Origin of the sequence: Halorubrum xinjiangense (assembly GCF_049604745.1) — an archaeon.
Lineage (GTDB): Archaea > Halobacteriota > Halobacteria > Halobacteriales > Haloferacaceae > Halorubrum > Halorubrum xinjiangense_A.
The window spans coordinates 1,378,934-1,397,422 of the sequence record NZ_CP187140.1 but is presented as its reverse complement, the minus strand read 5'-3'; the positions used below and the strand labels follow the sequence as shown (position 1 = coordinate 1,397,422).

Below are 18,489 nucleotides of genomic sequence, written 5' to 3'. Positions count from 1 at the left end.
TACTGCCCGGTAGGGTGTTATTCATGACAGACTATGACAATCACACACCAGCTCAACGGAAGCGGACTCTCCGCTCGGAGACGCCTCGATCAACACGGATCTCCCCGAACTCAATCCCTGCGGACTCGGTCGCCTCGAACTCGAATCCGATCGGGTTCGGAGAGTCGCGGCCGTGAAACGGGCCGATCTCTCGGCACCGCTCGAATCCCCTCGGAGAATCGGTGGCTCCGATGACGGACGAGCGAACGATCAACCGGCGTCGTGTCCTTCAGACGGTCGGCGTGGGCGGCGCGATCTCGTTGGCCGGCTGTACCTGGCCGCCTGATGAGCGGTGTGACCTCTCTGTCACCAAGGAACACGTCGGCGAAACCGTCTCGTACGGGAGCGCCACCGAGTTCGAGATCACCGTCTGTAACGACGGCGACGGTACCTGTGAAGACGCCGTGACCGTCACGGACGACCTGCCGAGCGGCGTGACGTACGCCGGGGACACTGGGACCGACTGGGACTGTACCGAAAGCGGCGGCGTCGTGACCTGCGAGCACCCCAACGCGAACGGCCTGAACCCCGGGGAGTGTCTGCCAACGCTGACCCTCGCGGTCGACGTGGGATCTCCGGACGAAGTCGGTGACGCGGTCCGCAACTGCGTCACGGTCGAACAGGGCGACCCGGACCTGAGTTACAAGACCGACTGCGTCACCGTCCCGGTCACGAGGACCGGCGAGTGTGACTTGTCGATATCGAAGGAGCACCTCGGTGACCTCGCCGTGCCCGGTAGCGCGAGCGAGTTCGAGATCACCGTCTGTAACGAGGGAGACGGGCTCTGCCGAGGGCCGGTCCCGGTTGTCGACTCGCTGCCGAGCGGCGTGACGTTCCTCGGCGGGAGCGGGAGCGGCTGGTCGGTCAGTGAATCCGGCGGCGTCGTCAGCGCAGAACACCCGAACAGCGGCGGTTTAGCTCCGGGCGACTGCCTCCCGACGCTCACGCTCGAGGTCGAGATCGGCTCGATAGACGAGACCGGCGACGCGATTCGCAACTGCGCGAGTGTCGAGAGCGACGACGCGGACTCGACCAACAACCGCGACTGTATCAGCGTCCCCGTCGACACGGACAGCGTCGGCGGCGCCTGTGACCTCTCGATACGGAAGGAACACGACGGCGAGGCGGTCGCGCCCGGCGGCACGACCGAGTTCCAGATCACCATCTGTAACGTCGGCGGAGAGGGCTGTCGCGGCCCGGTGCCGGTCGTCGACTCGCTGCCGAGCGGCGTGACGTTCCTCGGCGGGAGCGGGAGCGGCTGGTCGGTCAGCGAGACCGGCGGCGTCGTCACTGCGGAACACCCGAACAGCGGCGGCTTAGCCGCGGGCGACTGCCTCCCGACGCTCACGCTCGAGGTCGAGATCGGCTCGATAGACGAGACCGGCGACGCGGTCCGCAACTGCGCGAGCATCAAGTTCGACGACGCGAACTCGGACAACAACCAGAGCTGCGTCAGCGTCCCGATCGACACGACCGGCACCGGGGGCGACTGCGACCTGTCTATCGAGAAGATCCACGAGGCGGACAGCGTCGCGCCCGGCGACACGACCGAGTTCACGATCACCGTCTGTAACGACGGCGACGGCAGCTGTCTGGGACCGGTCCCAGTTATCGACGCACTGCCGAGCGGCGTGACGTTCCTCGGCGGGAGCGGGAGCGGCTGGTCGGTCAGCGAGTCGGGCGGCGTCGTCAGCGCGGAACACCAGAACAGCGGCGGCTTGGCCGCGGGCGACTGCCTCCCGACGCTCACCCTCGAAGTCGAGATCGGCTCGATAGACGAGACCGGCGACGCGATTCGCAACTGCGCGAGCATCGAGAGCGACGACGGTAACGCCAGGAACAACCGGAGCTGCGTCAGCGTTCCGGTTCAGCCCCCGCAGGCCTCCTGTGACGGGCTCAACATCGAGAAGACGACCGGCGGTCAGTTCCAGTACGGTCAGCAGTCGAGCTACGAGATCGACGTGTGTATGCTCCAAGAGCAGACCTGTGACGGCCAGATCACCGTCACTGACACGCTTCCGGGCGGGATATCGTTCGTCTCGGCGTCCGGAAGCGGCTGGAGCGCCTCTGCGAGCGGCGGGACTGTCACTGCCACGCACTCGAACAGCGGTGGACTCAGCGCGGGGCAGTGTCTCCCGACGCTCGTGTTGACCGTCGCGGTCGCGCCGGTCGACCAGTTCCCCGGCGGCTCCGACGGCGTCCAGAACTGCGCCCAGCTGTCCGCAGACGGCACCTTCGTGGACGAGGACTGCGTCGCTCACGTGATCACCAACTAGGCCGACTCCGGATCGGCCGAAACCGCAGACGGGCGGTCAAGTCGAACCGACGCTGCGACTCGGCGTCCGTTTCTCGGGTGCGTCTCTCCCGCTCGTACTGACGCTCCGACCACCGCACCGACCACCGCACCGCTCCGTGCCAACCGATGCCGACGCTCCGATACGGTTTTGAGTCGCCCCGCGGAACTCCCGACAAATGCTGTCTCGACAGTTCGTCCGGGAGAACCCCGACGTCGTCCGCGAGGCGCTCGCGAACAAGGGCGTCGACGTGGACCTCGACCGGATACTCGACGTCGACGAGGAGTGGCGGGAGCTGAAACAGCGCGGCGACGACCTGCGCCACGAGCGCAACGAGGTCTCCTCGAAGATCGGCGAGCTGAAGGCGGCCGGCGAGGAGGAAGAGGCTCAGGAGGCGATCGAGCGCTCGCAGGAGCTCAAATCGGAGCTTCAGGAGATCGAAGAGCGCGCCGACGAACTGGAGGCTGAACTGGAGGAGTCCTTACTCGAACTGCCGCAGATCCCCCAAGACTCCGTGCCGGTCGGCGAAGACGAGTCGGAGAACGTCGAGGTGCGCCGCGAGGGGTTCGACGACCTCCGAGACGTCCCCGACAAGGTCGAGCCGCACTACGACCTGGGCGAGGACCTCGAAATCCTCGACTTCGAGCGCGGCGCGAAGGTCGCCGGCGGCGGGTTCTACGTCGCGAAGGGCGACGGCGCGCGGCTCGAGCACGCGCTGATCCAGTTCATGCTCGACGTCCACCGCGAGCAGGGGTACGAGGACGTGTTCCCGCCGATCCCGGTCAACTCCGCGTCGATGCGGGGCACCGGGCAGCTGCCGAAGTTCACCGAGGACGCCTACCGCGTCGAGGGGACGAACGAGGACGAATATGACGACGACGACCTCTGGCTGCTCCCGACCGCGGAGGTGCCCGTCACCAACCTCCACCGCGACGAGATCCTGCTCGGCGAGGACCTTCCCCTGAAGTACCAGGCGTACACGCCGAACTTCCGACAGGAGGCGGGCGAACACGGCACCGAGACGCGCGGCATCGTCCGCGTCCACCAGTTCAACAAGGTGGAGATGGTGAACTTCGTGCGGCCCGAGGAGAGCGACGAGCGCTTCCACGGGCTCGTCGACGAGGCCGAAGAGGTGCTCCGCCGCCTCGAACTTCCCTACCGCATCCTGGAGATGTGCACCGGCGATCTGGGGTTCACGCAGGCGAAGAAGTACGACGTCGAGGTGTGGGCGCCCGCCGACGACATGGACGAGGGTCCCGAACAGGGCGGCCGCTGGCTGGAGGTCTCCTCAGTCTCGAACTTCGAGGACTTCCAGGCGCGCCGCGCCGGAATCCGGTACCGCGAGGAGCACCACGAGTCCGCGGAGTACCTCCACACCCTGAACGGCTCGGGGCTCGCAGTGCCGCGGATCGTCGTCGCCATCCTGGAGTACTACCAGAACGACGACGGCACTGTCACCGTCCCCGAGGCGCTGCGCCCGTACATGGGCGGCACGGAGGTCATCGAGGGTCACGACGCGGTCGGCGAGTCGAAGCTGGGCGGGGAGTAGGCGGCGCGACGCGGTCGATGTCCGCCGGGGCGTCCCCGCGCGGATTGAGGCTGAATATCTTATACGCGAGGCGCCGAACGGAGCGTATGGAATGCGCCTCCGCCGGCGAGGAACACTCGGAGCGACCGACCGTGGACCCCGTCCTCGTCACCGGGGCGACCGGGACCGTCGGCGAGCCGCTCGTCCGAGACCTCCTAGAGCGGGAGGCGTCGGTCCGCGTCGCGACCCGGAGTCCGGAGCGTGCGCGAGACGGACTCGGCGAGGGGCCGGAATACGTCGAGTTCGACCTCGATCGCCCCGAGACGTGGGGAGCAGCCTTGGCGGACGTCGATCGGCTGTTCCTCCTGTATCCGCCGGGGAGCGCCGTGACCGACGTCCGCGCGTTCGCCGACGCCGCCGACCGAGTCGGCGTCGAACACGTGGTTTTCCTGTCGATTCTGGGCGCAGAGAAGCTCCCGATCCTTCCGCACCGGCGGATCGAGACCCACCTCGCCGGGACCGGCATGGGCCATACGTTCCTGCGGGCCTCGTGGTTCGCGCAGAACCTGAGCGAGATCCACCGCGCGGAGATCGTCGACCGCGACGAGATCTTCGTTCCGGCGGGCAACGGCGTCTTGAGCTTCACCGACGCGCGAGACGTGGCGGCGGTCGCCGGGACGGTGCTCACTGACCCCGGCCACGGGGACCGCGCCTACGACCTCACTGGTCCGGCCGCGCTCGACTTTTACGAGGTCGCCGCGGTGTTCTCGGACGTGCTCGACAGACCGATCGAATACGCCGACCCGTCGCGGCTGACGTTCGCGCGGCAGATGTACCGACGCGGGTTCTCCCCGGGATTCGTCGTGTTCATGATCGCGGAGTACTCGGTCGTCCGGCTGGGTCGCTCCGGACGGACGACCGACGACGTCGAGACGCTGCTGGGGCGTCCGCCGCGGACGGTGCGCGAGTTCGTCAAGGACTACGCCGACGAGTTCCGCGCGTAGCGCGAGCCGGGTGACGGTCCACCAAAGTCGACGCGCAGTCGGCGAGTCTCACTCGAACAGTTCGCGCGCGTACCGGTGGATCGGCGCCTCCAGCCAGTCCCGCTGCTCTGCGATCGTCTCGAACGCCGCCTGTGCCTCGTCTTCGCTGAGCACGTCGCGCTTAACCAACGCTCGGAGTACGATCGGCGACAGAGCGACCCGAGAGTCGACTGCCGCTCGCAGCTCCGGGAGCGCCCTGTAGTCGTCGGTGATTAGGAATTCTGCGCTCGTCTCGCGGGCGGCGACGACGCAACTCGCCTCACCCTCATCGATCCGACTCGTGACAAGGCCCTCACTCTCGTCGGCGACAGCGAGCACGTCGATATCTTCGATCAGTTCCAGTGCCCGACCGGCGGCATCGCCGTGTCGATCGTCGTACTCGGCGGTCTCTCGGAGCTCGCCGCGAACGGTTTCCGTGGTGGCGACCTCGAACTCACGGACCACGACGCGGAGGACGTCGCCGATCGCGAGCGAGACGAGCGCGCTCGTGTCCGCGACCAGCATTCACAGGTCCGCGAGTTCGTCGGCGAGCGTCTCGCCGTCGTCGAGGAGTTCCTTCGAGGCGCGGACCGCCTCCGCATCCTGCCGCCCGATAATTTCGGCGAGCGTATCGAACTCGACGGTCCCGTTGAGGTACAGTTCGACGACCGCCTCGCGGAACCCCTCGTCGTCCTCTATCTCGGCTAAGTACCGCCGAAGGGCCTCGACGATTATCTCCGTGCGGTCCTTGTGCGTCACCTCCGCGGCGATGTCCGCCTGCTCCACCAGCTCCTCGGGGAGCCGGAAGTTGACGCGCTTCGTGCTCATGTATGTACACTGTATGTACAGATTAAAAATCGTGTCGCTGATTCTGCCTGCCGCCGCGACCGCCGCTACTGATTCTCCAACGCGTCGAGGATACACGCGGCCGCGACGACAGCCTCCTTCGGCACGTCGCTCGCGTCGTCGACGGTGACCGTGTAGGCGTCCCGCATCGAGAACTGCCCCTCGATGTCGCCGACGTGGCCGCCGTCGGCGTCGAATATCTCGTACTTGTTCGGGATCAGGTTCGCGGCGCCGACGAGGTGGCGGAGCCCCGAGAGCAGTTTGTTCTTCGACTGGATGGTCGCCAGCGCCTCGCCGGTTTCGGGGTCGCGGATCGTCCAGTTCTCGACGAACAGCGAGTAGTCCTCGTCCAGCACGACGACCTCCTCGCCGGTGCCCGCGTCGACGATGGCGTAGTTCCCGCCAATGTCCATGATGCCGCCCGCCTTCACCGAGAAGGCATCCTCGTCGTCGCCGGTGACGAACGGGAACTCCTCTTTCAGCTTGAACATCTTCTGTTTCCCGCGGAGGACGACGTCGCCGGCGCTGTCGCGGACGGTGTACTTGTTCCGGACCAGCGACTGTTTGACCTCGTAGCGGTCGTCGTTGAGATCGACGGTCGAGATGTCGTACTTGTCCGATTCGGACGGGAACATGGAGGGATCGTCCATGGGTGGCGAAGCGCGTCACCGCGGGAAAAAACCTCCCGTTCGCTCGCCGGCGCCCGCGCTCGGAAGCCGTAGTTCAAGCGATCGTCGTAGCCTCCGTCATCTCTTTTTGAACGGCGAGCCCTCGTGACGGTGATGTCTCGGTTCGCGCTCGTCGCCGTCGGTTGCGTCGTCGCGGTCGTCCTCGCCGGCTGCCTGTCGGGGGGCGCCTCGGGCTGTCCCGCGATCGGACCGGACGGCGAGCGGGTCGACGACCCGGTGTGTCCGGGCGAACGGGCGGGCGGCCTCTCGCTGTCCCTCGAACGGGACGGCGAGGCGATTCGGGCCACCGCCACGAACGTGGGAAACGAGACGGTGCCGGTCAACCCGGACCGGTGGGTCGTCTTCCGGAACGCCGCGGAACGGGGAGCGGACGCCCCCGAGTGGGAGGCGGCCGCGAACGCTCCGGTGGGCACCCACAACCTGACCGTGCGGGAACTGGCCCCGGGCGAGACGGAGACGTGGGAGATCCGCTACGACCCGACCGCGCCGGACGCGTCGGACCGCCGCGACGCGGTGATACACCGGCCGGGCGAGTACGTCTTCTCGCTCGGGGCGGGCAATCGGACCTACGTCGTTCCCTTCGAGATCACGGAATGAGCTACGGCGCCAGCCGATCTACGGAGAGCCACTCCACGTCGGCGTCGATCGGCGCGTCGGCGGCGCCGTTTTCGTGCGTCTCCCTCGCGGACGCGTTGCCCCCGGCACCGGTCCCCGATTCAGCTCGGCCCCTCGCTCTGCTGTTGTCGGTGGTGTCGTCGGAGGACGCCGACCTTGTTCGCGACCGCGGCCGCCAGGTCACGGAACGCAGCCGCGGTGTCGCCGTCGTCACCGAACACGATCGGCTCGCCGTCGTCGGCCCCCGCGCGGACGGCCGGATCCAGCGGCAGCGATCCGAGGTACGGTACGTCGACCGCGTCGGCCAGCGTCCGGCCGCCGTCTTCGCCGAAGATATCGTGGGTGTCCCCGCAGTTGGGACAGACGAACCCGCTCATGTTCTCGACGACGCCCAACACGTTTGTCTGGTACTCCCCGAACATCTGAACGCCCCGGCGGGTGTCTCCCACCGCGACGGACTGGGGGGTCGTGACGACGACCGTTCCCGTGACGGGGAGGTTCTGAAGCACCGTCAGCTGGACGTCGCCGGTCCCCGGCGGCAGATCTACGACGAGGTAGTCCAGCGACCCCCACGACACGTCCTCGAAGAGGTCCGTGAGCGTGTTCTGTGCGACCGGACCGCGCCAGACGACCGGGTCGTCGTCGTCGATCAGCAGTCCGACGCTCATCAGTTCGAGCCCGTGAGCGGTCGGCGGTTCAATCCGGTCTTCGCCGTCGACGGTCGTCACGTCCGGGTCGGCGTCGGCGCCGAGCATCTGCGGGACGTTCGGGCCGTACACGTCGGCGTCGAACAGCCCGACGTTCGCCCCGCGGTCGGCGAGGCCGGCGGCGAGGTTGACGGCGACGGTGCTTTTCCCGACGCCGCCCTTCCCGGAGGCGACCGCGATCACGTTCTTGACGCCGGGCAGTACTGACGACTCGGTGGCGTCGAACAGCGGCACGCTCGCCGAGAGTTCGACGTCGATCCCCGCGTCGTCGGCGACCTCGCGGACGCGCTCCGCGATGGCGGCCTCGTCCGGCGCGTGCGGCGCGCCGAGCGCGAGCTCGACGGCGGCGGTCCCGCCGTCGACGGTGACGTCGGTGACGAGGCCGGCGCTGACGATGTCTGTCCCGAGCGCCGGGTCGTCGACGGTGCGGAGGCGATCACGGAGGTCTGCGTCTGAGATGTCTGTAGTTGTCATTAGTTGGGTGGTTACGCGGGTGTGGTTTCGGACGACCGTCGTTCAGCGTCGACGACTTCCCGTGCGTCCCACGCGGTGAACGTCCGTGCGAGGCGAGCGATCGCGGCGAAGACGCCCTCGGCGGTGTCGCGGCTCGCGACGGCCTCTTCGAACCGATCGATCCACCCCAGCCGGGAGAGCGTCCGGGCTTGGAGGTCGCGGACCGCGTTGAGGTCCGCTTCGGCTCCTCCGCCGTCGACGAGCGCCGCCTCCCGCTCGCAGAGCGCGCGCATGAACTCGAGGCAGGCGGCGACGTGATCTGGGATCTCGTCGCCCCGCTTGGGCGAGAACCCGGCGGCGCCGTACAGCTGCGCCATGTCGGCGGCCGGGTCGCCGAGGAGCTCGCCGGCCTCCCCGACGGTGTGGTACCGCGAGTCCGACTCGAACTCCTCGCTCGGGTCGACCGCGTGGGCGGACGCGAACGGCGGAACGTAGTGGCTCCCGGGCACGACGAACAGGTTGTCGTACCCGATCTTCAGCGCGTCCGCGTCGTACTCGTCGCCGCGCAGGGCCGCCGTCTCGATGTCGATCGGGAACACGTCGGCGACGGTCGCGAAGGCCCCTCGATCGAGCGCGTCGGCGGTCGTCTCGACCTCGCCGTCGAAGGTCGCGGCCAGCAGCCCGTACAGCCGCGCACGGGCCGTCGCCATCGCCGCCTCGTCGCTGCCGGCGTCCGCGTTTGCGTCTGTGTCTCCGGACATACGGATCACCGCCGCTCCACGTCGACGAAGGCGTCGTACTGCGCGTTGCTCCCGCCGACCAGGTCCGAGAGGCCGGTGTCGCCGAGCCGCTCGTCTAACGGCTGGATGTGGTTGATCGCGAAGCCGGCGTCGCGGCCCTTCGCGTACCCGGCCTCCTCGCTCATCGGCTCGTCGAACTGGTAGTCGCTGTGGCCGTCGGCCTCGACCGCCGGCCGCGTCTCGCCGTCGACCGTCTCGGCTGTCGCCCCGTCGCCGGTCCGGCCCCAGCCCCACATCGCCCCGACGACGCCGGGGCGGATCCCGCTCGTGACCATCGCGACCCCGTCGACGGTTCCGCGACCGGCGTCGATGGCGATCTCGTCGCCGTTCTCGATGCCCCGCTCCTCGGCGTCCCGGGGGTTGATCCACAGCGGGTTCTCGGGACGCGTCTCGCGGAGCCACGGGCTGTTCTGCGTGCGGTGCATCCCCTGCGTCCGCGGCTTCCAGTTGATCAGCCGGAGCGGCCGCTCCCGATCGCCGTCACCGCTCACCGCGGCCTGAACGGTACCGTCGTAGTGCTCGACGTCGTCGACTCTCGGGAGCGGGTCGAAGCGCTCGCCGGTAAAGGAGTGTTTCCCGTTCGGGACGACCTCGCTGTAGAAGTCGACACGGGACTCGAGTTTGTACCGCATGTGCTCGCCGTCGTAGGCGTTCGAGTCGTCTTCGCGCTCGGCGTAGTCGTACCCGTGGCCGTGTTCGGCGAACGCCTCGTCGTACCCCTCGGTCGGCTCCTCGAAGCGACCGCCCCGGTTCAACACCGTGACGACCTTCGGCCACTCCTCGTCGGTGACCGCGGCCTTCCAGCGGTCGAGGTCGAACCGGTCGCCGAGACCGTTCTCGTGACTCTCGCGGAACACCCGCCGCTCGTCCTCGCTCGCGTCTTTGACCGGGTCGCGGCTGTACGCGATGTTGGCCGCGAGCTTCAGGTAGAAGTCCTCTGCCTGTTCGAGCGGCCACAGCTCTCCGTCCGCGTCCGGGATGGCCTCCTCTCCGACGCCCGGCAGGTCCATCTCCGACCACAGCTCGATGAGCACGTCCTCGAACGGGCGCGCGTTCGGGACGACCGAGACGGCCGGCTGACTGATCTTCTCGTCGGCCAGCCGCTTGTTCGGGTACGTCCCGAAGTTCTCCCACCGTTCGAGGTAGGTCGGCTCCGGTAGGATGTAGTCGGCGTACTGGCTCGTCTCACCGATGACCGTGTCCGAGGCGACGATCAGCGGGATCGCGTCGGTGTCCTTCAGTATCGCCGGGATCTCGTCGCCGCCGGCGACCGCCATCACGTGGTTGTTCGAGTACGGCCGGATGAACAGCGCCTCGACGCCGTACGGGTACTCGTCGGCGGCGCTGCCGTAGAGCTCTTGGGTCGCCTGCGGCGGCGCGACGGGGAACCACGGTCGCTTCGCCGGGTAGCCGTCGTCGCGGTCGAACAGCGAGGTGTCCTCGTAGTTGACGCCGCCGCGGAGCAGGGGGATACCCCACGGTGAGTGACCGTCAGGGACCGAGCCGAGCTGGTACCGCCCGGACATGGTGTCGTAGCCGGCGTACGGCGTGATCTGGCCGCCTTTCCAGTCGTAGTTGCCGATGAGGTGCTGGAGGGTGGCGATCGCCCGCGTGTTGTAGAAGCCGTTCGTGTGCTTCGCCGGGCCGCGGTAGGCCATGATCGCCGCCCGCTTGCCGTGGCTGGTGAATTCGTCGGCGATCTCGGCGATCTGGTCGGCCGGCACGCCGGCCATCTCGGCGTACTCCTCGACGGTGTGCTCGAAGACGCGCTCGCGGTACTGGCTCCAGACGCTCCGGACCGTCCTCCCGTCGACCGTCACGTCGACGTCGAGGACCGCGGTGTCGACCTCGCTCGCGGGGCGCGGCTCGCCCGTGGCCGCGTCGACGGCGACGAAGTCGTCGGCGGTCTCGGCGTCCTCCGCGACGAGCCCGAGATCGGCGGCGCGCGCCTTCGGCCCCGCCGGCTCGTCGACGAGGACGAGGTGCGTCGCGTCGCTCCACGTGGGTTCGTCGTCGTCGCTCGCGGCCGACTGCGAGGGGTTCTGGAGGTACGTCAGGTCGTGGCGGTCGTTCTCGATGATCCACCGCGCCATCCCGAGCGCGAACGCGCCGTCCGCGCCGGGTTCGACGGGGACCCACGTGTCGGCCTTCTCCGCGGTCTTCGACAGGCGCGGGTCAACGACGTCCATCCGCATCCCGTCTTCGATGGCGTTCGTCAGCTTTGGCGCGAGCCACGTCGGCCCCTTGTTGGCGACCATCGGATTAGTCCCCCACGCGATGAGGTACTCGCAGTTCTCGATGTCGGGGTACTGCCGCTTCTTCTTGGCACCGTGCGAGCGCACGTTGCCCATCACGCTCGAGACGCCGCAGGTCCCGGCGTGGTGGATGCTGTTTATCGACCCGAGCCCCTGGTGCCAGAGCCGATTGCGGATGAAGTTGCGGCGGAACCCGCCGACGTCGACGATCTGGTTGGACTTCGGGCCGAGATCGGGGTGGTCGGTGTCGATGAGCTCGTCGGCGTACTTCTCGTCGAACGCCGACTTGGACAGCTCGCCGTTCTGGACGGCCTCCCAGTCGCTCATCACCGCCTCCTGCGGGGCGTACCCCCAGATGTCTTCGAGTCCGGGGTGGCCGAGGTCGTCGTCGCCCTCGACGATGTCCCGAATCGCCTGGTCCCACGAGACGGTCTTCCACTCGCCCGAGCCGCGCGGACCGACGCGCTTCATGGGCTGTCGGACGCGGTAGCTGTCGAAGGCCGTCTGGATGCCCGCCTGTCCCTTCAGGCAGATCCGACCGCCGGAGAGCGACCAGCGGTCGGTGTCGACGTCGCCGCTCCCCTCGACGTCGCCCATCGCCACGTCCTCCGGGTCGCTCTCGTAGGGCACCTGCGAGAACGGCTGCGTGGTGAGGAACGAGTACGGGTTCCCGGCGAGCTTCCGGACGAGCGAGCTGTACTCGCCGGTCCCGCTCCCGTCCGCGAGTCTGACCTTGATCGGACAGAACGTGTTACACTGTCCGCAGGTGGTGTGTATCACGTCGCTCGCGCCGTACTCGCCGTACTCGTTCCCGACGTAGTGGTGTTCGTCGTCCGTCCACAGGTCGTCGACGTCCACGTCGACCGCGGCGTTGCTCGCCGCCGCGATGACGCCGATACTCCCGGCCGCCTTGACGAAGTCGCGGCGCGAAACCCTCGCGCCGTCCTCGCCCGAATCGTCAGTACTCATTCGTGGTCACCTCCGGTAAGCGGCGTCAACGGCAGCGTCTCCGCGCCCAGCGTGTACAACAGCAGGCCGACGCCGATCATGCCGACGCTGGTCCCCCACTCCACGAGGGTTGGGAAATACGACCCGTGGGGGAGTCCCTCCATCACGGGCATGACCTGCGCCGGAACGACGATGTTGAACCGCACCGCGACGATTCCGACGACGACGCTCAGTCCGGCCAGCACCATCACCGACGGCGAGCGCCGCCAAGACCGCTTGCTCAGTAACACCATTGGGAACACCCAGCTGAAGCCGACCATGAACCACCAGAACGACCACGACATCGGGCCGTACATGATCACCTGCCAGGTCTCGATCTCGTGGGGGTGGAGGCTGGCGATCGCGATGAACGTCTCGATGGCGGTCAGGGCGGCGTCGATGACGATGAACCCGACGAGCAGCTGTGCGAGCCGGTCCAGTAGGTCCGGATCGACCGAGTCGCCGTCGAACAGCCGGGTCCGAAGCACGTAGATCACCATCACCAAGGCGGTCCCGCTGAGAAGCGCCGAGACGACGAATATCACCGGGAACAGCCCGCTGTTCCAGTACGGACGGGCCTTCGAGACGGCGAACAGCACGCCGGTGCCGCCGTGGACCATGAAGATCGCCAGCGGGATCCCGACAACGCCGGCCCGCTTGAGCCAGCGCCGGTCGAACGCCTGCGACGCCTCGCTCGTGTCCAGCCGGCCGAGCGCGAGCGTCGCGTAGAACCGCTTTTTGAGGCCCGATGTGCGCTCAGCGACCCGCGCGAGGTCGATCCGCATCGAGAAGTACAGCTCTGTGACTAAGATTCCGATGTAGGCCACGTAGGCGTGGACCTCCCACGAGAGCGCAGAGGTCAGCTGGCGCCAGATGAACGGGAAGTACATCCGGTCCATCCGCCCGAGGTCGATCCAGACGAACAGCAGCGCCACAGCCATGCTGATGATGGCCGCGAACAGCGCCTCGCGGTCGATCCGGTGCATCCCCTCGACCTCGAAGACGTTGGCCATCGTGCTCACGAGGAACGCGCCGGCGGAGAGGCCGACGAAGTAGATGTAGAAGGCGACCCACGCGCCCCACGGGACGATGCTCGTGAGGTTTGTGCTCGCCATCCCGCCCGTGAGCCGGAGGTACGTCGCGTACGCGCCGACGGCGACGAGGACGCCGACGACCGCGTACCAGGCGACGCGCAGCCGGTCGTCCTCGAACCCCGGATCGAACTCGAAGCGTGAACTCTGTGTCGACATGGGGTTACTTGAGGTAGTAGACGTTGGGGTCGGTCCCCTCGTCCTCTTTTAGTTGGAACGCGCGCGACGAGTCGGCCATCTTCGCGACATCGCTGTCTGGGTTCTCGAGGTCGCCCATGTTCCTGGCGTCGCCGACGCAGGTCTCGACACAGGCGGGCTCCTCGCCGCGTTCTAATCGATGCGTACAGAAGCTACACTTGCGGATATTTCCGATCGGCGACTCTCCGTCCTCGCGCGGACCACGGTCGACGCCGTACTCCGGGCTCGTGATCTCCCCCGCTTCCTCGACCTCGTCGTCGTAGTTTTCGCCGAAGTCGAAGTACCGCGCGCCGTACGGGCAGGCGATGTTACAGTACCGGCAGCCGATACAGCGGTCGTAGTCGATGTTGACCACACCGTCGTCCATCTTGTACGTCGCCGAGACGGGACACACCTGAACGCACGGCGGGTTGTCACACTGCATACACGGGCGCGGGACGTTCGTCCGCGTGACGTTCGGGAACTCGCCGTGTTCCTCCTCCATCACGACGTTGTACGAGACCCCGGGAGGGGTCCGGTTCTCGGACTTGCACGCGACCGTACACGAGTCGCAGCCGACACACTTCTGGAGGTCGATCACCATCCCCCACTTCTCGTCGCCCGCGCCGATCCCTCCGTCCGACTCGCCTGCCCCCTCCTCGCCCTCGACTTGCGCCGTCTCCGTCGAGAACGTATCCATCGACCCGACGGCGCAGCTCAGCGACTCTGCCGTCTCGGTCGAGACGGTCTGGTCACCTGAGTCGACCGCTGGGTTCGGCGTCTCGCGGTACGCCTCGCCGAACTCCGCTGCGGCGGCCTCGTCGTATTTTTCCCAGTAGTCGTCGCCGGTGATCTCACCGCGGGCGACGCGCTGCGCGTCCTCGGCCATCGCGACGCCGAGGTCCGTGTCCGCTTCGACGTCCGCGAGCTCCTCCCGCGGGTCGGGCCGTTCGCTCTCCACCATCGCGTCGAGGTCCGCCTTCCCGACGTTCGGGATACCGGGAAGGGTGTCCCCGTTGTCGGCGGTGCTCATCGCCACCACCCGCCGTCGGTCGTCCCGCCGACGAGCGGTCGGTTCCGCGTCAGCCGGTTTGTCCTGGAAGTCATACGCATGAACGTACGCAGAGCCCGGCGGAAAGGATGATACCAATACAGTTTGCCCCGGTTTTCCCGCGGCGATACACCCCACATTCCGGGTACCAATACTGTTTGGATCGGAGCGATCGCTCCTCCGGATCGGTCCGATCCGCACCGCGCACCGGCGACCGCCGACATTATCAACGGGAACGGATACCTCCCGAACATGAACGCACCGTACCGAAGCGGACGAACGACCGGTCGGGCGAAGCCAACCGTCCACCCAGGGGAGAGCCGGAGCACATGAACTGGATCATCGCGCTCTCGATCGGGCTCCGGTTGCTCGGCGTCGGCTACTCGGTCCTGCTGCTCGCGAGCACCCGCGATCGGCGGTTCGGATTCCTGACGCTGCTTTTGACCTTCATGACGCTTCGGCAGCTGCTCACTGTCCGGACGGAGACCACCGGGATCGAGGAGCTCCCCGGTCTCGTCGTGAGCGGGCTCACCCTGCTGACGGTGTATTACCTCTCCGAATACGTCGACGAGGAAAACGCCATCAAAACGCAGCTACAGCGGGCGAACAAGCGCCTTCGCGGATTCCAGAAGGCTATCGAACACGCCGGGCACGCGATCTTCCTCACTGACCCGGAGGGAACCATCGAGTACGCGAACCCGGCCGTCGAGACCGTCACGGGGTACGAGCCGGATGAGGTGATCGGCGAGAACCCGCGGCTCTGGCAGTCGGGAAAACACGACGACGAGTTCTACCGGGGGCTTTGGAAGCGGATCGAGTCCGGGTCGGTCTGGGAGGGAGAGCTGACCAACCGCCGGAAGTCGGGGGAGCTCTGTTGGATCGACGCGACGATCGCGCCGATTACCGAAGACGGGGACGTGGAGCGCTACGTCGCCATCGAGCGCGACGTCACCGAACGGAAGGAACGCGAGCTGCGCATCGAGGACCAGAACGAGCGGTTGGCCCTCCTGAACAACACGAACGAGGTACTCCGCGACGTCAACCGGGAACTCGTCGCCGCGTCGACGAGAGAGGAGATCGAGTCCGAGGTGTGCGAGCAGTTCGCGTCCTCCGAGCTTTTCGACGTGGCTTGGACCGGCGGCCGCGGTCTCGTCGACGGCACCGTCAGTCCGCGCTCGTGTGCGGGCACCGACGTCGACTCGCTCGACGGCCACATCGAGACGCTGTGTGCGACCGATCCGACGCCGATCGAGGCGGCGCTCGACGCCTCTCGTCCGGTGTTCACCGAGATCGACGACGACCTCGGCGATCGCCCTGGCGAGGCGAACTGCGTTGTAGTGCCGCTCGCGTACCGCGGCGCGGAGTACGGCGTCCTCGTCGTGATGACACGCAACTGCGACGCGTTCGACCTGATCGAACGCGACATCTTCGCTGAACTGGGCCGCACCGTCGCGGACGCGATCAGCGCCGTCGAGAGCAAGCGGACGCTCGCCGCGGACAGCGTCACCGAACTGGAGTTCCAGCTGACCGGGATCGACGAGCCGCTGGCGAACATGGCGGCGGAACTGGACTGTACGGTCGACGTCGAGCACATCGGTGGCGGCGACAGCGAGCGCGTCCAGTACGTCACGGTCGCGGACGCTGAACCGGAGGCGGTCTCCGAGTACGCCGCCGAGGCCGACCGCGTCGACGCGGCACGGCACCTCTACACCCACGAGGGCCGTTCGCTGTTCCGGATCTCCATCGGCGAGCGGTCGATCGTCGGGACGCTGGCGCAGTACGGGGCGGGTCTCGAGTCGCTCTCGATCACCGGCACGAGCGGGACGCTGGTCGCGCACGTCGCCAGCTCGAACGACATTCGGTCCGTCGTCGACGCTCTTCAGAGGGCGTACGATGGACTGACGCTGGTCGCGCAGCGCGAGCGCGAGCGGGACGTCCAGACCGAAGCCGGGTTCCGGAAGCGGCTGGCGGGGACGTTAACGGACCGACAGCGCGAGGCGGCGCGCACCGCGCACTTCGCCGGGTTCTTCGAGTGGCCCCGCGAGCACTCCGGCGAGGAGGTGGCGTCGATGATGGACATCTCGCAGACGACGTTCACACAGCACCTCCGCGCGGCCGAGAACAAGCTGTTCGCCGCGCTGTTCGACGAGACGATGACGACCTCGTAGCACCCGAGGAGAAACGCTCGACCGACCTACGGCGTCAGCCGATCTACGGAGAGCCACTCCACGTCGGCGTCGATCGGCGCGTCGGCGGCGCCGTCGCCGGAGTGCTCGCCGCCGACCGCCGTCAGCGCGAACACCATCTCCTTGCGGACGCCGCCCGCGAGCCGCACGTCGAGCGAGAGTTCGCGCGGCGAGAACTCGTGGTCCGGTCCCACCACGCGCACGAGGTGTTCAGAGTGCGGGAGGTCCTCGACCGTCTCCACGTCGAGGTACGTCCGGAAGTCGGCGCCGAACTTGAAGCCGGTCTTCGGCACCGCGTCGGCCGCGCGGAGGCGCTTATAAACCGCGAGCCGGCGGTCGAAGCGCTCCCCCTCCACATCCCGGCCGCGAGCGACGACGCTGGCGGCGGCGTCGGCCCCCTCGGTCGAGTCGCGGGCTCCTTCGCCGACCGACGCCGAAAGCGACAGCCTCCCGTCCGCAGCCAGCGACGCGGCTTCGACGAGCGAGAGCTGGAGCGCGCCCTCGACGTCGGCCGCGCGGCCGGTGAGCGGGCGGCCGTAGAAACCGTGTTCGTAGAGGTCTTCGGGGGCGTCCCAGACGACGACGCGGTCGGCGAGGAGCACACCCGTCAGGTCGGTCGGCGGCTCGTAGTCGGTCGCTCCGTCGATGCGACCGCCCTCAGCCGCGAAGTAGGTGATGTCGGACTCCTCGTCGACGACGGCGAGGGTTCGCCCGGCGAGCCCGGCCGTCGCGACGGACTCGCGCTCGCCGACGACCTGGATCGGGTACTTCACGTTCCCCGTGTCGGGCGTCTCGCCGCGCTCGTAGGCGACGAAGTCGACCGCGTCGTTCGGCGCGTCGCTCCCGCCCGGCCACGGATCGCGGGCGGGCGAGAGGTAGAAGCCGCGGTCGCGCAGGTCCGAGTAGACGAGGAAGCGCACCGCGAAGCGGTCGGCCGCGGCCGCGCTCGCGACGAAGAAGCGCTCGAAGTCGACGGGATCTGAATCGTCGTCGGCCGCGTCGTCCCCGAGTTCGATCCCGGAGAGGTCGCCGCGGAACAGCAGGTGCGCGGCCTCGACCCGCGAGAGCGCGATCTCGTTGCCGTCGAGCGGTCGCCCGTACCCCCGGGCGTCGTAGAAGCGCTGGCGGGCGTCCCCGCCGACGTGGACCGCGTCGCCCCGCAGGTGGCCGGTCGGTTGCATACCCGTCAGACCGGCCGGACGAGGGAAGGGGGTTGCGGTCGGTACTCGCGATACAATAGTGAATCTGGTCGGGGAGGTGATTATTTATAAGTGGAGAGAGGTGATGTCGTCGACTATTTATAAACGATCGGCGACGCTGTGGTGATCGCCTCCAACCCCCTCGCCGCACGCTTACAAATGACCGACCGCGGATCGGCGGAGAACACCGCCAAAGCCCCAGCCGGGAGGGCAGCGTACACTCGCTGCGCTCCTCACTCGGTCGCTCACTCCGTTCGCTCCCTCGTTGCGGTGCTTACGTCGTCTACGCTGCCCTCCCGGCTGCCCCTTTGAGTCCCACCCCGCCCCGCACAACACCGCAGCCTCACGCCTCCCCAGCCTCGTCAGTCGCCTCCACTTCGCTCCGGCGACTGACTCCCTCGCACGCGCTCCTCGCGGCCGCCGGGGGCGGCCGCTTGGAGGCGCGCGCCACCGCAACCGCTTTTATAAGCAATCGTCGATGCTCCTCCGGCCATTTTGGATCGACCTCCACGGGCGGGAACCGACTCAAGACGGCGCCGGACAAGGATAA

14 protein-coding genes are annotated in these 18,489 nt (G+C 67.7%); 5 read left to right on the top strand and 9 right to left on the bottom strand.

The window, feature by feature from the left end; all coding sequences use genetic code 11:
• Positions 1 to 230: 230 nt before the first annotated feature.
• The 3 genes from ACOZ35_RS08130 (at position 231) to ACOZ35_RS08120 (ending at position 4,865) form a co-directional block, all read left to right on the top strand.
• Positions 231 to 2,315 carry a hypothetical protein gene (locus ACOZ35_RS08130; protein WP_424015876.1) on the top strand — a complete coding sequence of 695 codons (2,085 nt, stop codon included), beginning with the start codon at positions 231 to 233 and terminating at the stop codon, positions 2,313 to 2,315.
• Positions 2,316 to 2,511: 196 nt separating this feature from the next.
• Complete coding sequence (gene serS, locus ACOZ35_RS08125; RefSeq protein WP_424015875.1) at positions 2,512 to 3,882, top strand: serine--tRNA ligase; 1,371 nt, start codon at positions 2,512 to 2,514, stop codon at positions 3,880 to 3,882.
• Positions 3,883 to 3,968: 86 nt separating this feature from the next.
• Complete coding sequence (locus tag ACOZ35_RS08120) at positions 3,969 to 4,865, top strand: SDR family oxidoreductase (RefSeq protein WP_424015874.1); 897 nt, start codon at positions 3,969 to 3,971, stop codon at positions 4,863 to 4,865.
• Between the two features lie 48 nt (positions 4,866 to 4,913).
• Here the strand turns inward: ACOZ35_RS08120 and ACOZ35_RS08115 are convergent, their stop codons facing one another.
• The 3 genes from ACOZ35_RS08115 to ACOZ35_RS08105 all read right to left on the bottom strand — a co-directional run bounded on the left by ACOZ35_RS08115 (position 4,914) and on the right by ACOZ35_RS08105 (position 6,379).
• Positions 4,914 to 5,408, bottom strand: coding sequence for a hypothetical protein (locus ACOZ35_RS08115; protein WP_424015873.1), 495 nt, complete (start codon positions 5,406 to 5,408; stop codon positions 4,914 to 4,916).
• Positions 5,409 to 5,711: a ribbon-helix-helix protein, CopG family gene (locus ACOZ35_RS08110; protein ID WP_424015872.1), complete on the bottom strand. Its 303-nt coding sequence runs from the start codon at positions 5,709 to 5,711 to the stop codon at positions 5,409 to 5,411.
• A gap of 65 nt (positions 5,712 to 5,776) precedes the next feature.
• Positions 5,777 to 6,379, bottom strand: a complete 603-nt coding sequence (locus tag ACOZ35_RS08105) for a hypothetical protein (RefSeq protein ID WP_424015871.1) — start codon at positions 6,377 to 6,379, stop codon at positions 5,777 to 5,779.
• Positions 6,380 to 6,511: 132 nt separating this feature from the next.
• Between ACOZ35_RS08105 and ACOZ35_RS08100 the strand changes: the two genes are divergently transcribed.
• Positions 6,512 to 7,015 carry a hypothetical protein gene (locus ACOZ35_RS08100; RefSeq protein WP_424015870.1) on the top strand — a complete coding sequence of 168 codons (504 nt, stop codon included), beginning with the start codon at positions 6,512 to 6,514 and terminating at the stop codon, positions 7,013 to 7,015.
• Positions 7,016 to 7,134: 119 nt separating this feature from the next.
• Here the strand turns inward: ACOZ35_RS08100 and ACOZ35_RS08095 are convergent, their stop codons facing one another.
• From ACOZ35_RS08095 to ACOZ35_RS08075, 5 genes are read right to left on the bottom strand one after another with little or no spacing between them, the layout of a single operon-like run.
• Positions 7,135 to 8,214 carry an Mrp/NBP35 family ATP-binding protein gene (locus ACOZ35_RS08095; protein ID WP_424015869.1) on the bottom strand — a complete coding sequence of 360 codons (1,080 nt, stop codon included), beginning with the start codon at positions 8,212 to 8,214 and terminating at the stop codon, positions 7,135 to 7,137.
• 11 nt (positions 8,215 to 8,225) lie between these two features.
• Positions 8,226 to 8,954, bottom strand: a complete 729-nt coding sequence (locus ACOZ35_RS08090) for a TorD/DmsD family molecular chaperone (protein WP_424015868.1) — start codon at positions 8,952 to 8,954, stop codon at positions 8,226 to 8,228.
• 5 nt (positions 8,955 to 8,959) lie between these two features.
• Entirely contained in the window at positions 8,960 to 12,217 is a 3,258-nt protein-coding gene (locus ACOZ35_RS08085) for a molybdopterin-dependent oxidoreductase (protein WP_424015867.1), read from the bottom strand.
• Positions 12,214 to 13,485: an NrfD/PsrC family molybdoenzyme membrane anchor subunit gene (gene nrfD, locus ACOZ35_RS08080; protein ID WP_424015866.1), complete on the bottom strand. Its 1,272-nt coding sequence runs from the start codon at positions 13,483 to 13,485 to the stop codon at positions 12,214 to 12,216. The genes ACOZ35_RS08085 and nrfD overlap by 4 nt, the downstream gene beginning before the upstream one ends.
• Positions 13,486 to 13,489: 4 nt before the next feature.
• A complete protein-coding gene (locus tag ACOZ35_RS08075) occupies positions 13,490 to 14,536 on the bottom strand; it encodes a 4Fe-4S dicluster domain-containing protein (RefSeq protein WP_424015865.1) in 1,047 nt (348 codons plus the stop codon).
• A 347-nt stretch (positions 14,537 to 14,883) separates the two neighbouring features.
• Between ACOZ35_RS08075 and ACOZ35_RS08070 the strand changes: the two genes are divergently transcribed.
• Positions 14,884 to 16,722: a bacterio-opsin activator domain-containing protein gene (locus ACOZ35_RS08070; protein ID WP_424015864.1), complete on the top strand. Its 1,839-nt coding sequence runs from the start codon at positions 14,884 to 14,886 to the stop codon at positions 16,720 to 16,722.
• A gap of 26 nt (positions 16,723 to 16,748) precedes the next feature.
• Here the strand turns inward: ACOZ35_RS08070 and endA are convergent, their stop codons facing one another.
• Complete coding sequence (endA, locus tag ACOZ35_RS08065; RefSeq protein WP_424015863.1) at positions 16,749 to 17,921, bottom strand: tRNA-intron lyase; 1,173 nt, start codon at positions 17,919 to 17,921, stop codon at positions 16,749 to 16,751.
• Between the last annotated feature and the right edge of the window lie 568 nt (positions 17,922 to 18,489).